The sequence below is a fragment of the Melioribacter sulfuriphilus genome (assembly GCF_052656625.1).
In genome coordinates, this window is record NZ_JBQXXK010000008.1 from 67,543 (window position 1) to 83,192 (window position 15,650).

General features: G+C 36.1%; 12 protein-coding genes and 1 tRNA gene. All 13 read right to left on the reverse strand.

The annotated features are described in order from the left end of the window. Positions 1–2 precede the first annotated feature (2 nt). Positions 3–1,520: a bifunctional phosphoribosylaminoimidazolecarboxamide formyltransferase/IMP cyclohydrolase gene (gene purH, locus ACUN8G_RS11525; RefSeq protein WP_437347236.1), complete on the reverse strand. Its 1,518-nt coding sequence runs from the start codon at positions 1,518–1,520 to the stop codon at positions 3–5. A 4-nt stretch (positions 1,521–1,524) separates the two neighbouring features. Beyond that, the gene (gene purN / locus ACUN8G_RS11530; RefSeq protein WP_437347235.1) at positions 1,525–2,136 is read right to left on the reverse strand and encodes a phosphoribosylglycinamide formyltransferase; all 612 of its coding nucleotides are present in this window, start codon (positions 2,134–2,136) and stop codon (positions 1,525–1,527) included. Positions 2,137–2,161: 25 nt separating this feature from the next. Further along, on the reverse strand, positions 2,162–3,661 hold the full coding sequence (locus ACUN8G_RS11535; protein WP_437347234.1) for a tetratricopeptide repeat protein: 1,500 nt from the start codon (positions 3,659–3,661) through the stop codon (positions 2,162–2,164). Continuing rightward, positions 3,658–5,283: a CTP synthase gene (gene pyrG, locus ACUN8G_RS11540; RefSeq protein ID WP_437347233.1), complete on the reverse strand. Its 1,626-nt coding sequence runs from the start codon at positions 5,281–5,283 to the stop codon at positions 3,658–3,660. Before pyrG ends, ACUN8G_RS11535 begins: the two co-directional genes overlap by 4 nt. A 94-nt stretch (positions 5,284–5,377) precedes the next feature. Continuing rightward, positions 5,378–6,262 (reverse strand): lytic transglycosylase domain-containing protein, encoded by an 885-nt coding sequence (locus ACUN8G_RS11545; RefSeq protein WP_437347232.1) that lies wholly within the window; start codon positions 6,260–6,262, stop codon positions 5,378–5,380. A gap of 154 nt (positions 6,263–6,416) precedes the next feature. Continuing rightward, a complete protein-coding gene (locus tag ACUN8G_RS11550; RefSeq protein ID WP_437347231.1) occupies positions 6,417–7,727 on the reverse strand; it encodes a citrate (Si)-synthase in 1,311 nt (436 codons plus the stop codon). A gap of 31 nt (positions 7,728–7,758) precedes the next feature. Continuing rightward, positions 7,759–9,060, reverse strand: coding sequence for a hydroxysqualene dehydroxylase HpnE (hpnE, locus tag ACUN8G_RS11555; protein ID WP_437347230.1), 1,302 nt, complete (start codon positions 9,058–9,060; stop codon positions 7,759–7,761). A 2-nt stretch (positions 9,061–9,062) separates the two neighbouring features. Next, positions 9,063–9,905 (reverse strand): presqualene diphosphate synthase HpnD, encoded by an 843-nt coding sequence (gene hpnD / locus ACUN8G_RS11560; RefSeq protein ID WP_437347229.1) that lies wholly within the window; start codon positions 9,903–9,905, stop codon positions 9,063–9,065. After that, complete coding sequence (gene hpnC, locus ACUN8G_RS11565) at positions 9,902–10,777, reverse strand: squalene synthase HpnC (protein ID WP_437347228.1); 876 nt, start codon at positions 10,775–10,777, stop codon at positions 9,902–9,904. Before hpnC ends, hpnD begins: the two co-directional genes overlap by 4 nt. Before the next feature lie 78 nt (positions 10,778–10,855). Further along, a tRNA-Leu gene (locus ACUN8G_RS11570) sits at positions 10,856–10,942 on the reverse strand. 28 nt (positions 10,943–10,970) lie between these two features. After that, the gene (locus ACUN8G_RS11575) at positions 10,971–13,247 is read right to left on the reverse strand and encodes a penicillin-binding protein 1A (RefSeq protein ID WP_437347227.1); all 2,277 of its coding nucleotides are present in this window, start codon (positions 13,245–13,247) and stop codon (positions 10,971–10,973) included. Positions 13,248–13,250: 3 nt separating this feature from the next. Next, positions 13,251–13,973, reverse strand: a complete 723-nt coding sequence (locus tag ACUN8G_RS11580) for a UDP-2,3-diacylglucosamine diphosphatase (RefSeq protein WP_437347226.1) — start codon at positions 13,971–13,973, stop codon at positions 13,251–13,253. Next, positions 13,966–15,633 (reverse strand): M1 family metallopeptidase, encoded by a 1,668-nt coding sequence (locus ACUN8G_RS11585; protein ID WP_437347225.1) that lies wholly within the window; start codon positions 15,631–15,633, stop codon positions 13,966–13,968. The genes ACUN8G_RS11580 and ACUN8G_RS11585 overlap by 8 nt, the downstream gene beginning before the upstream one ends. Between the last annotated feature and the right edge of the window lie 17 nt (positions 15,634–15,650).

Below are 15,650 nucleotides of genomic sequence, written 5' to 3' on the forward strand. Positions count from 1 at the left end.
GGTCAGTGTTTAAAATTTCTAATTCCTGTAAATATCATCGATAAATTATTTTCATTTGCTGCATTGATAACTTCTTCATCACGTACCGAACCTCCCGGTTGAATAACTGACGTGATTCCATACTTAGCAATTTCAAGCAATCCATCGGCAAATGGGAAGAAAGCATCAGATGCTGCCACTGCACCCTCGAGTTGATGTCCGAATTGATTAGCTTTTATTGCAGCAATTTTAGCAGAATCAACTCGTGACATTTGTCCAGCACCGACACCAAGTGCCTTGCCATCCTTTACAAAGACAATTGCATTCGACTTGGTATGTTTACAAACCGCCCACGCAAATTTGAGGTCCTCAATTTCAGATGGCGTCGGCTTTTTTTCTGTTACTACCTTTAACATATCATCGGAAATTTTTGAATTATCTTTATCCTGAACCAATAGTCCGCCAGGAACGCTCCTGATTACTTGCTGGTCATCAGCAGGATATTTTTTAATAAGTATTAATCTTCTGTTCTTTTTCTTTTTTAATTCATCAAGAGCTTCTTGGGTGTAAGAAGGAGCACAAATAATTTCCAGAAAAATATCGTTTAATTTTTGTGCAGTTTGAAAATCAACTTCATTATTGAATGCTACAATTCCTCCGAATGCAGATACTGGGTCGCCCGACAATGCTTTTTCGTATGCTTCAAGTACCGAGCTTGCAATCGATGCACCACACGGGTTTGTATGTTTTATAATAGCGCATGCCGTTTTATCGAATTCAGAAACCAGTTCGACTGCTGCTGTAAGGTCAATTATGTTATTGTAAGACAATTCTTTGCCGTGTAAAATCTCGAAGTATTCAGAAATATTACCAAATAATGTTGCTTTTTGATGTGGATTTTCTCCATATCTTAGATTAAAGGCAGTCTTGTAATTCAATCGTATTGCTGTCGGTTCGGATAAAAATTCTTTTTCGAAAAAGTTGGCAATAATAGTGTCGTACATCGAAGTATGAGAAAAAGCTTCGGCTGCAAGTTTGCTGCGTGTTTCAATACTAATTGTTCCTTTATTCAATTCTTCTATAAAGGAATCGTACTGGTTCGGATTAGTTAGTACTGATACATATTTATAGTTTTTCGCAGCAGCTCTAATCAAGCTCGGTCCACCAATATCAATATTTTCAATTTTCACTTCGAGCGAAATGTCTTTGCGATTAACAACTTCGGGAAAAGGGTACAGATTAACACAAACGATATCGATTGGCAAAATATTGTTTTCACGAGCTTGTTGAATATCTTCCTCGACATCACGGCGCATTAGAATACCGCCGAATATTCTTGGATTCAGCGTTTTTACACGTCCCGAGAAAATTTCTGGATAAGAAGTAAAATCGCTGATTTCTGTACACCTGATACCGTTATCCATCAAAGTCTTTGCTGTTTTGCCCGTTGCAAGTATGTCGTATCCATTGTTAATAAGTTCAGAAGCGAATTCAACTATTTTCGATTTATCCGAAACGCTTATTAATGCTATTTTATTCAATTTATTACTCCAAAATAATTACTCTGTTACCCTGAATGACAATTTTACCTTCGGCGAATTTTTGTACCACATATGGAAGGATTTCATGTTCAATTTTTAAAACCCTTTCAGCAATTTCGTGTGGAGATTTCACATCTGAAATATCAACACATTTTTGCATAATTATTTTGCCATTGTCATAAATTTTATCCACGAAATGGACTGTGGCGCCCGAGACTTTTGCGGATGAATTAAATACCGCATTATGCACATTAATTCCATACATTCCTTTCCCACCAAAAGAAGGAAGAAGAGCGGGATGTATATTGATAATCTTGTATTCAAAAGAATCTACGAACTTATCGGGTAGTTTTTTCAAGAAACCGGCGAGAACAATAAGTTCTATGTTTTTATCTTTAAATATATTTGTTAATTCATCGTAACTGACAAATTTGTCGGAAGACTTCTCGGCGACAAAGTATACCGGAATATTGTTTCTTTTTGCATAGTCGACAGCCTCGCAATCGATACGATTACTGACTAGAGCAACGATTTTAATTTTATCACCGGAAACTTTTTCGTTAATGGCTCTGAAATTTGAACCCCGTCCCGACACAAACACCGCAATATTAATCATACACAATCGATAAAATTACTTGCCATTATATACTTTTGTTTAGTTTTCTATTCAAATTTTCTATTAACGCTTCTAAGTAATCGACGAAATCATATTTATTGTTATCTTTAGCTAAAGTCAAGTAGTAAGAAGCTTTTTTATAATTTTTCTTCGAATAATGCGTAGCGGCAATTAAATAATACGATTTCGGAATAATCCATTTGAATTTGCTAAAATTAATTTTTGGGATATTCTCGGCATAATAAACAACTTCGTCGTATTTTTTTAAATGGTAAGCTGCTTCAGAAAGATAAAGAAAAGCAAAACCTTTTTTCACGCCGTTCAGTGAATCTGCATAAACACTCAAGGAATCATACACAATTTTATATTTGCCAGCATGTAAATTGTTATTCATTCGTATTAAGAATAAATCTTCATCAGTCACGCCTGTTTCTTTAAAATAAGATGCGAGTTTAATAGCATACGCATCTTCAAAAAGATCAGGATTCCCTTCACTAGTTCGATTGAGGTACACAAAAAATGAATCACTGTTTCCAAGAAACTTAAGACAGAGAGCAGATTTAAGAGAACTTTCGCTCAAATAGTCAGGTTCTCTTGCAGTTTGGTAAAACGAATCAAAATTCTCGAGTGCTTTAGAAAATTCGTTTTTATAAAAATAAATATTTGCTATTCTGAATCGAGCTAGTGCGGAAATTTGTGGGAATTGTTCTTTATTAATTTTGAGTACTTTATTGAATAAACCGAGCGCATAGTCAAGCTTGCGTTTATTAAACTGAATGAGAGCTTGCTGGTACAGGAATAAACTATTGGCGGGATATCTGGATACGAGATTTTTAATATAAATTTCAGCGCTGTCATATTCAGCAATATAATCGACATATATTTTCGAGAGGTGGAAGGCAGCTTCTGTTCTGTCGTATTTACCTTTGTCGTAAGCAAGTTTAATGTATCTCAGTCCCCTTGCTTTATTGGATGACAAACCTGCTATATTTAAAGTCCAACCCAAAAATTCGGGGACAAAGCTCATAGCATAATCGAAAAGGCCGAGTCCAAGATAAGCATCGTAAAATTTAGGATTAATTTCTAAGGTAGTATTGAAAAGTTTAACAGCTTTTTTACTATACCACAAGGCATCGACAGCCGAATTATTAATTGCATAAGACATGGCTCTTAGTGATGCCAAATTTCCTGCCATATAAGTATAAAAAGCATTCTTCGGATTTTTAGATAAAATGAAGTCTAATTTTTTTTCGGCCAATTCGGCAAATTTAAGGAATACATAGTATTGTCCAATGTCGTGACTAGCCAGAAAAGACCAGAAATAAAGTTGTGAAATCCTGAAATATCCGTCTGGTAAATCGGGATCAATGCCAATTACTTTATTATAAATTTCTTCGGCTGCTTTGAATTCGAGATTGTAAGCTTTATTCAGTCCCTGATTTAACAGCAGTTCTCTTTTACTATAAGAATATGTGTTTGATAAAAGAATGAATGAAAGGCAAATGAAAAATAATTTTTTGCTCACTTTCGCTCCCTGGAATAATTATATGCCGCTTTAACAAATTCCCTGAATAAAGGATGTGCCTTTGTAGCTCTCGATTTTAATTCCGGATGGAATTGGCAACCAACAAACCAGGGATGATCTTCAATTTCAATCATTTCAACTAATTTTTCATCGGGCGACAAGCCGCTGAAAATCATACCATGCTTTTCGAGGATATCTCGAAATTTATTATTAACCTCATAACGATGACGATGGCGTTCTGAAATTTTTTGCTTTTTATAAGCTTCGTACGCTTTAGTCTTCTTTTTGATTATACAGGGATAAGCACCCAGACGCATCGTTGCTCCCTTCATTTTCACTTTTGCCTGGTCGGGCATAATGTGAATTACATTGTAGGGATTTTTGCTCCGAAATTCCTGACTGTTAGCTGATTTAATGCCACACACATTGCGGGCAAATTCGATAACAGCACATTGGAGCCCCAGACAAATACCGAAGAAAGGTATTTTATTTTCTCGTGCGTACTGAATTGCTTTAATTTTACCTTCAATCCCACGTTCGCCAAATCCTCCTGGAATCAATAGTCCGTCAAAATCTTTTAATAAAGGCTCTGCTCCTTTTAGTTCAATTTCCTCAGAAGAAATAAATTCGGATTCAACTTTCAAATTATTTTCTGCACCAGCATGCACGAAGGCTTCGGATATACTTTTATATGCGTCCTTATTTTCAATATACTTACCACAGACAGCAATTCTAACTTTTTCTTCGGCATGCAAAACTTTATCAACAAATTCTTTCCAGCCATCGAGTTTAATAGTAATGTCCGGTAGTTTAAGCCTGTCTAATACAATTCTGTCTAATTCTTGTTCGTATAAGACTAAAGGGACCTCGTAAATTGTCGAGCAATCATAAGCTGAAATTACAGCTTCGGTTTTAACGTTTGTAAAGAGAGCAATTTTTTCACGGATTTCATGAGAGAGTTTTTCTTCAGACCTGCAAACTAGAATATTGGGTTGTATACCGAGTTCAAGTAAATTTTTTACACTGTGTTGAGTCGGTTTGGTTTTCATTTCGCCAGCTGAAGAAATATACGGCACAAGTGTAACGTGAACACTAATGGCATTCTTTCTCCCGTTTTCGAGCATAATCTGACGCATTGCTTCAATAAAAGGAAGACTTTCGATATCGCCGACAGTTCCACCAATCTCTGTAATAACAATATCGTATTTGCCAGTTTCACCCAGCAATCTCATCCTTCTTTTAATCTCATCAGTAATATGTGGAATGACCTGAACTGTAGCGCCGAGGTAATCTCCCCTGCGCTCCTTTGTAATTACTTCATTATAAACCTGTCCGGTAGTCGTATTATTTGCTCTGGACATATCAACGTCGAGGAATCGCTCGTAGTGTCCCAGGTCAAGGTCCGTCTCAGCTCCGTCATCAGTTACATAAACTTCGCCGTGTTGAAACGGATTCATTGTCCCTGGATCGACATTTATATAGGGATCAAATTTTTGAATTGTTACACTGTACCCTCTCAATTTAAGGAGGAGTCCGAGCGATGAGGCCGTAATTCCCTTTCCTAACGATGAAACTACCCCGCCGGTCACAAATATATACTTTACCTTCTTCTTATGTGCCATTTTTTTTAATTTTTCTATAAAATTTTTTGAAATGAAAAATAAAAAAAATTGTCTATATCTGTTGGAAATTTTTTATAAAAAAAGTGCAAAAAGACTACTCATCAGGAATTTTAATGCGATAGACCTTACCATTATGCGCGGGCAAATAACTATCCCGTAACCAGGGATTCAATAATTTGAGTTTTTTATATGTAGTGCCGTGATGTTCGGCAAATTCAGTGAGGTTCTTTATACCATACCTTACATTAACAATTTTGTATTTATACGGTTTATACAGATCTTTTTCCTCAAGAAAATATCCATATTTTTCTGGATGAGTCATAATTTCTTTTAAAGCCACAATACGAGCTACATAACGAAAAGTTTCCTGATTCAGGTAAAGTTCGTAGTAGTTACTGCTTTTTTGCCTTTTAATCTGGCGATCAATACCGTTAATACCATAATTATAAGAGGCGGCTGCCATCGTCCAGTTTTTATATTTTGCGTAAGAATCTTTGAGATATTTACATGCAGCTTCGGTAGCTTTTTCGACATCGTATCTTTCATCAACAGTATTAGAAATTTCCAATCCATATTTTTTTGCAGCTGGTGGAGTAATCTGCCAGAATCCCGCCGCGCCTGCGGATGAAACCATATTCGTTAAATTACTTTCAATTACAGCTACATATTTGAAATCATCAGGGACACCGTACTTTTTAAGAATCGGTTCTATTACAGGAAACCACCTGTTTGCTCTTTTAATATTTAGCAGGGTTGAAGAATTCCAGTAAATATTAACCAATATCTCACGCTCGACCCGTTCATAGACATCTGCGACTTGCATTGGAACGGATTCCCCGCAAAAATCGAGTTGAAGTGGAATTTCGGGAATAAAGATCCTGTAATCAGGATTTTTAAATTCTACGAATATTTTCAGATTTTCTTCTTTGCGTTTAATGAAAATTAAAGCCAAAGCCAGCGTTATTACCGCTACCGACATTAAAATTACTGGTAGGTAAAATAAATTTTCTCTTTTCATATATATAAAAAAGGGCTGTCCGTATAGTAAAAGCTCACTTAATTATTCGTTAAAAATCGTGTAATAAGTGTCTTTATCTCTCAAAGAGACAATTCTTAGACAGCCCCAGAATTCATTAAGATTTTTTTCCGAATGCAATTTCTTCCAGCATATCTGTTGTAACCGATTTGGGACGTTCAATCGGATAGCCGAGTCCACGTGCCCAGATTATATTGGAGCAAACTCCAAGAGCTCTTCCAATTCCAAAGAGAACCGTATAGAATTCGTATTCCCTTACTCCATAATGCCATTGAATAACACCCGACTGTGCGTCGACGTTTGGCCATGGATTTTTGGCTTTCCCCTGTTCCAATAAAATTGGGGGAACAACTTTGAATAAAAGGTCGACGTATTTAAATATCGGGTCATCGGGTAGATGTTTCAAACAAAATTCTCTTTGTGCCATATATCGTGGGTCAGTTTTTCTCAATACAGCGTGTCCGAATCCAGGTATTACTTTTCCTGATTGAAGTGTATCCCAGACGAACTTTTTCATTTCTTCTTCTGTCGGAATTTTGCCACCCATAGACTCCATTACGCCATGGAGCCATCTAAGTACTTCCTCATTAGCAAGTCCATGCAAAGGTCCGGCAAGACCGTTCAACATAGCACTAATTGAATAATAAATATCGGACAATGCGCTGGCGACAAGATGTCCTGTATGAGCGCTAACATTACCGCTTTCATGATCGCTGTGAAGTATAAAATAAAGGCGAGCTACGTCATCGTACGGTTTGTCGATGCCCATCATATGAGCAAAATTGCCTCCCATATCAAGATCTGGGTCGCTCGGGATTATATCGCCATTTTTATATTTCCATCTGTAAATATGAGCTGCAATTTCAGGAATTTTGGCAAGAAGATTCATAGCATCTTCATAGTATGCAGACCAATAATCGGACTTATGAATTCCCTTCCTATATTCCTTATCGAATACAGAATCGAGATGCATCGACATGATGGCTGTAGCAAACATTGTCATCGGATGAGAATCCTTGGGCATTGCATGGAGAATATCGAATACATATTGTGGCACTTTTTTCCGGGCATTAAATTCATTGTGCACTTCTTCAACTTCCTGCATTGTAGGAATATCGCCCGTCAATAAAAGATAAACAAATCCTTCGACATAAGGCATTTCAGCACCAGGGACTTTAGGAAGTTTTTCGAGGACTTCTGGAATAGTGAACCCTCTAAAACGAATTCCTTCGAAAGGATCGAGATACGAAATATCGGTAACCAGACATTTAATTCCTCTCATACCTCCAATGACTTGATTGATTTTTACCTCGTCTACCTTTACATCACCATACTCTTTTAGTAGACGTTCAGTTCGCGGTCTGTGCTGTAGAATCTTTTCTTCGAGTTTTTTCTTTAGTGACGACATAATCCCTCCGTAATTTATTTGAGTGTTTTATTCACAAACGGTCGTTTACTCGATATAAATTTTCAATATTGCGAGATATTATTTCTGCACTCAGAACAGCACTTTCAATCGTTGCTGGGAGCTCTGGTATAGTCCAATCGCCTCCTATAAACAAATTTTTTATATCCGAACCAAAAACGCTATTCTTTTTCAACCTATTATTATCTGGAACAAATGTTGCTCTTTTATCTTTCATGACCTTTACATTTTGCACTAATTTTCTGTTAAATATAGGAAAAAATAATTCTAAATTCGAGTATAATTCGGATAATAAATCCGCATTATTTCTTTTTATTAATTTTTCTGCAGAGCTGCTGGTAATCGATATATATTTGCCGTGATTGAAAAGCCAGTGGAAATCTGTCCCAAGCAAAGCATAGTATGGTTCAGTAAAAGGATTTTCTTTTAAGACAAGGTGAACGTTTAAGATAGGAGAATATTCAAATGCTGGAATATTTTTTAATTGATGCCCTCTAAATTTTATTTTATGGAGGGCATGCGCCGGTACTGCAAAAACTACTGAATCAAAATTATCATAAATTTTTCGAGTTGTAATAATCTTTTTAATTACTCCTTCTTCAATATCGCATTCAAGTACACGTTCGGACATGTAAATTGTGCCGCCATTTGATAAAATAAAGTTTTTTGATTTATCGATATACATCGTCCTTAAATTTTTGCGGGGGAGGATAAATTTGTATCCATCCGTTCCAGAAAAGAATATCCTCCTCAGTACATTTTTAAAAATCAAAGCTGAGGACTTTTTTATGTCTGAATTTAATGCACCCACGCACAATACCTGCCAGAAATATTCAATTGCCTCTTCAGTCTGACGATTTGCTTTTAACCATTGGTAAACACTCTCACTCTGTTCTGAATTACTTTTATCAAATTTAACTTTTAATAGAAGAGTAAAAATTTTTAAGCGACTTTTCCAATTAACTGTGGAAAAATTCAAAATTGCGTCTATTAAATTCAGCGGGTAAAAATCGTCTACGGCTCTTAGAAATGATATTTTGTTATTCGGCCCGATGAAAGGCACTTTTAGTGGTAGTAATTTAATTTCTGACTGGGCGCCAATAATTTTCAGGAAACGAATTGTTGAGCGATAACATCCCATTAATAAATGTTGGCCATTGTCGAATTCGACGTTTGAATCAGGATCGTAAATTGAATAAGCTCGGCCACCCAGTTTGGGAGAAGCTTCGAGTAAGGTAACATTGAAACCTTTTTCAGAAAGAAAAACAGAAGCGGCTAAACCGGTAAGTCCTCCGCCTATTACAATAATTTTCATAATCAATAAACGAGATTATACTTTATCCACGTTCCTAAAGAGAGGGCAATTTTTTCACCGGAAGAAACTCTAATATAATTATTCAGGACATCATAGTTAGCTTTTTGAATTTTTCTTAATAACTTTTCATAAATATGTTGCATTGCTCGGGCTGGAAACATCATGGGTTTATCTTCAAAATCCAGAGAATTATTTGCTTTTTGAAAATAATATTCCGCGCGTTGGCTTTCATATTTCATTAACTGAACAAATTTATCGTTATACTTTTTTCTTCTCAGATCTTCAATTGAGTAATCAAATTTATCAAGGTCATATCTGGGTATATAAATCCTATTGTTTTCAACGTCCTTACCAACATCACGTATAATATTGGTTAACTGTAATGCAATACCGAGGTTAATGGCATAATCTTTAGCGGAATGATTTTTATATCCAAATATTTCGATACACATTAGTCCTACAGTCGAGGCTACTCTGTAACAATACTGTAGAAGGTCATCAAAACTGAGATAACTTTTCTTTTGTAAATCCATTTCCATCCCTTCAATTAACTCAAAAAAGGGATCGATTGGGATATTGAATCTTCTTATAATCAGATTTAATTTATTGAGAAGAGGATAGTTCGAACAGCCGCGCAACCCTTTCTCAAATTCCAGGCGCCACATTCTTAGTTTTTCGTATTTAATATCATCAGGTTCAGTTGTTTCGTCAACTATATCGTCCGTTGTTCTGCAAAATGCATAGACTGCATTCATGGCATCACGTTTTTCTGATTCAAGCAGAGAGAATGCATAGTAAAAACTACTTCTGCTCTTTTGTGCTATTTGTTTGGCTTCGTCTTTCATTTGAATAATGCTCTAATAAACAACAGTATAAAATCGTAAACTTTCAATGTGGGTCTTTTTTCAATTGTATCATAATTATTTTTTTCAATATAATCTAAAACTTTATTCCCGCCAAGGAGCGTAAGTTTCAACTGACATATTAAACCTCTTGTGGCATTAGGGTGATTTCTCAGCGCCGGAATTAGATTTTTGCCATTTTCATAAAATTTTCTATTCCTCTCCACTTGTATTTTCATCAATTCCTTGAATCTAACTTTTTCTTCGTCATTAAAGAAAAGTAATTTATCCTGATCAAGTTGAAATTCTTTCATTTCATCGAGCGGAATATATAGCCTATCCTTCATGAAATCAATTGAAATATCCTGATAAAAGTTGGTCAATTGTAATCCCGTGCAAATTGAATCGGAATAGTTGAATATTTTATCATCACGAATATTAAACAATTCGAGAACAATTCTTCCGACTGGATTGGCAGAGTCTGAGCAATATTTCAGAATATCTTCAAAAGAATTAAATCGATTTACAGTTATGTCCAGTTCGAAAGCGGTTAACAAATTAAAAAAATTTCCTTCTGAAAGGTTAAAGCTTTTGATCGTGTTATCGAGAGCTGCCCAGAAGTTATCGTTATAATTACCTTCAAGGGCATTTGAAAATTTCAGACGGTAAAATCTTAGATTCTCGAGTCTTTCAGCAATTTCAGTATCGCCTTCGTCTGCAATATCATCAGCCATACGTGCAAATTTATAGACTATCGCAATATGTTTACGCAGGCGCTGAGGTAAAAGAATCGAGGCTACTGGAAAATTTTCATAGTGCTTTCGGGTAAATTCGAGCGCCTTTAAATACTCGCTATCAATTATTTTATTAATCACACAGCAACAAAATTATGGTGAGACAAGATAGCTAATTTCGGAGGAATAATAAATAAAATTGATTATAAACTCAGGAACTGGTGCCCGGAACAGGACTCGAACCTGCACTGGCGTAAGCCAACTAGCTCCTGAAGCTAGCGTGTCTACCAATTCCACCATCCGGGCAAAAATTACGGAACCAAATGTAAAAAATTTATCGAAAAATAGAAACGGTATCTTTTGATTCCAAAGTATCTTTAGTAGCATGTTTTTTTGGAATTTTTACGTAGTTGTCGCGCATGGAATCGTATGTACCCGGAATATCTCGAACGTTCGATATATCTGTATAGACACCATTCCTGCAATCTCTTGAGTAAAGTCTCGGATTGCCAAGTTCAAATATCGATTCCCTGCAATAATTTACAGTAACGATATTACCGTTTTCAGGCATTTGAAAATCCTCAAGGGGCAGATCGAGTTGTTGATAAACATCATGCATAAAAATTGCCCAAATCGGGAGAGCAGCTCTTGCACCCTGTCCGTAATCACCTGTAAAAGAAACCTGTTGATCGTCAAAACCGACCCAGACACCCGCTGCCAGTTGTGGTGTAAAACCGATAAACCAGGCATCTGCATAATCTTGTGTAGTGCCGGTTTTTCCTGCAGCCGGCCGTTGAAAATTAAAACGATATCTAATTGCAACTCCGGTGCCTTTGTCAACGGCGGTTCTCATCATGTCCGTCACTAAATATGCAGTCTCTTCGGGAATTGCCTCCCGTGTTTCGGAGGTGAACTTATCGATAAGAATACCGTCTTTGTCTTCTATTCTGAGAATAGATATTGGTTCATTGTAGATACCACGGTTGGCTAAAGTTGCAAAAGCCGTTGTTATTTCCAGAGGAGAAACAAGCGAAGTTCCAAGTGCTATCGATGGGAATAAATCGAGCTTACTTTTAATACCCATCTTTTCTGCAAAAAGACCGATTTTCCAGAGCGGCGCATAATCTTCAATTATTAATCGGGCAGCGACTATGTTAATAGATTGCGCCAGTCCTGTTCTTAAAGTTGTAAATCCTCCAGTTGATAAATCGAAATTACGAGGACTCCATCCATTGTAATTAAAAGGTTGATTCAATATCGGATATGCTGGATAAAGACCATTGTCGATGGCAACAGAATAAATAATCGGTTTAAAGGCAGAACCGGGTTGTCTTTTAATTTGAGTTACGTGATTTAAGCCGTAAAGAAATCTCTGATTGCGTCCTCCAACCATAGCTTTTATTTCACCGGTTTTAACATCAAGAACTACGAAACCAACTTCAATGCGTGTCGCTGCTTGTTTAACTGAATCGATAAACTTTCGATTGTATTTTAAACTGTTATAAATTTTTTTTCTTTCTTCTGCATTTTGAGCCGTTATATATTCAATTCTATTTTTGATTGCCTTCTCTATCAGTTCATTCTGATCACCTTTATAGGCGCTCCAATTCCAGCTTCTGTCAAACTGTTTTTGAAAATCATTCAGGTGTAATTCTACAGCTTTATTTGCTATCTCCTGCATTCTGCTATCAAGTGTAGTATAGATATTCAAACCGTCCCTGTATAAATCATATCCGTATTTTGCGGCAATCTTTTCCATCTGTCTTCTAATATGTTCCAGGAAGTGAGGAGCAATTGTACTTCTGATACCATTTTTTATTTTTTCGTATGACAATCTTATTGGCTTCAGTTTAAATTTATCGTAGTCTTCTTTGCTCAGGTAGCCCATTTCTACCATTTTTTCCATAACCAGGTTACGGCGTTGCAAAGCACGTTCGTAACGACTATAAGGATCGTAATAGACCCACGATTTCAGAATAGCCACAAGCATTGCAGCCTCAGGTACGGTAAGCTCCTGAACGCTTTTGTCAAAATAAATTTTCGAGGCCATACCAATGCCGTATGCTCCGTGACCAAACCATTGAACATTTAAATACATTTCAAGTATTTCGTCTTTAGTATAATTCTTTTCGATCTGAACGGCTGTAATCCACTCTCTAATTTTTCTTATGCCAGTATCAAAAAGAGTTTCGTTTTCAATCTTGAGGTCATACAGATTTTTTGCTAACTGTTGAGTGAGTGTGCTGGCACCTTCTCTCCTACCCAGTAGAACATTTTTAATCATTGCTTTTATAAACCTTTCGAGGTCAACTCCCCAATGGTCATAAAATTTCCTGTCTTCTGTTGCAATCAGAGCGTGGATTACATGAGGAGGAATGTCTTTTATACTTACTTCAATTCTATTTTCTTTAAAGAATTGTCCAATTAAAACACCATCGCTGCTATAAACATTACTTGCAAGCTCTGGTCTTGGATTTTCCAGCTCCTCAAGTGAGGGAAGACCTTCAATTATGTATTGAATAAAAAGTATTGAAGAAGCAAGCAGAATAAATCCTGATAAAATCAATAAATATCTTAGTGTCTTTCTTTTTTTCTTAATAGTTTTAGCCATATCTTACCAATCGATTATTTGAAATGTATCGGTGAATTTGCCGTAACAAGGTTTATCGAGCCATGAACCGAGATTGATATATTTTCCTTTTTTATATTCGAGCTCGGATCGAATGTGGGTGTGCCCGAATAGCACGTAATCATAACCTTCGTCAATTTTTTGTTTCGCAGTATCGATAAGACCATCGTTCTTGCCATAATCCTTTCTCGAAGTATATGTTCTGCTCGTTTTGCTTGTTCTGCTGGCAATTTTGATCCCGAGGTCAGGATGAATGGCGGAATAGAGTCGCTGTAAAAATTTATTTCTTAAAATCCACTTAAGAACTCTGTAACCCGAATCATTCGGTAACAATCCATCTCCATGTCCGATGTAAAATTTTTTATTATTCAATATAAAAGCCGCTGGTTCTTCGTATAAAATTGCTCCGATTTCCTCACGAAAAAAGTTACGATGGAGGAAATCGTGGTTCCCGATAAAATAATGAATCTTTTTACCTGACTCGGAAAATTCAATCAAGGCGGCAAGAGTTTTATAATATCCTTTCTGAATTACACGCTTGTATTCAAACCAATAATCGAACAGGTCACCGAGAATAAAAAGTTCGTCACAGTTTTCAACTGCATAATTTATAAGCTTTACTAATTTTTCTTCCTTTTCTCTCTCTTTCTCTTTTAAGCCGAGTCCGAGATGAACATCCGATATAAAAAAATAGGTGGAATCAATCATTTTTCTTTTCTACCGTAAACTTAGCAAGTAATTTTGATTCTGGATCTAAAATAATTTCAACAGGTTCGAAATTAGTGACCAGTTCAAAATACTTAAATCTATTGTCAATATAGAGTTTTTCGAGTTTAATGTCCGATTCTTTTTTCCCGACCAGTTTTAATTGCAGCGGGAAGATATAGTTTTTGTAACCACTTTGTAACTGTTCGATAAAAATTTTGTTCCTGTATTTATCCTCAAATTTATGACTTTCCCATCTAATTTCAGCTTCTATAATGCCCCTGCCTTCGTAAACCCATTGTTTAAAAAAATAATCGAGATTCATACCAGTAGTATTTTCGCAAATGTTCTGAAAATCTCTTGTTGAAGCGTTTTTATATTTATATTTATTCAAGTAATTCCTGAGAGAAGCAAAAAATAGGCTATCGCCAATTTCATTTCTAAGCATATGAAGTACCCAGGCGCCTTTATCGTAGATAGTTCTACTGAATAATCTAAAACCGGGATTATAGAGAGGTGTATCGTTGAAATTAGATATCTTTGAATTCATTGTAGAAATCAGAGCAGACTTTCCCGCCTTAGCTTCCCAGTAAAGAGCTTCGGAATAAGTTGCAAAGCCTTCATTAAGCCAGATATCCCTCCAGGTGGAAGGACTAACAGCATTTCCCCACCAGTGATGAGCCAGTTCGTGAATCAGCATATCCTGAAAGAATTTTCTGCCGGTTATAAAATTGGAACCGATACCAGTAAGAGTTTGGTGCTCCATTGCACCGTATTTCCATAAGAATTCCGCAACAGCATACTTTTCTTTTGTAAACGGATAAACGCCGAACAATTTTTCAAAAATTTTCAGGTAGTCAGGGTGGTCTTCGAAATCTTTCAAAGCTTTTTCAAAATTATTCTTGAGTGAATAGTATTGAAGGCTGAGTGTATCACCACCAGTAGAAATATAATTAGTAAAATACGATTGATAATCCCCTGAATAAATAGCGATCAAATAAGTTGAAATAGGATAATAAGTTTTCCAGTGATAAATTTTTTTATCGGCATTTTTATTTACTTCGATCAACTTACCGTTGGAAAGCGAAACATAATTCGAATCGTTCTCAATATAGATATCAACCAGCGCTTTGTCGTTTGGGCGATCGTTACACGTAAACCATGTGGATGCGAATGTCGGCTCGTTCATTGTATAAACGAAATAAGAATTTTCTAAATGCTCGAAATTGAACGACCCGAAACCTTTTTGAAGAGGTGTCCCTTTGTAATAAACTTCGAGTTTTGATGTGTCCGGTAATGTACTGTTTAATTCGATAATGATTTCGTTATTATTCCTTTCAAATTCTACTTTCTTACCGTTGAGTTTGACAAGATTAATATGCATGTTTTCATAGAAATCAAATTTTAATTCTTTGTTTTCTTTTGATTTTAAAAGAAATAAAACCCCGGCTTCGCCAATGATATATTTATCTTTTGGATGTAAACTAATTTTAATGTTATAATGGAGAACGTCGATGTCAGAAACTGGTGCTGCCTCTAAATCGTCATCAGAAAAAGAAAACGATTTGTAACTACGAACTTCTGGAAAAAAGACAAAAGCGCCAATCAGCAGTGTAAGTGCTAATAAGGCAAGGATAATCAACGGAATCAGAAATTTTTTCATTATGCGGAATAAAAAGT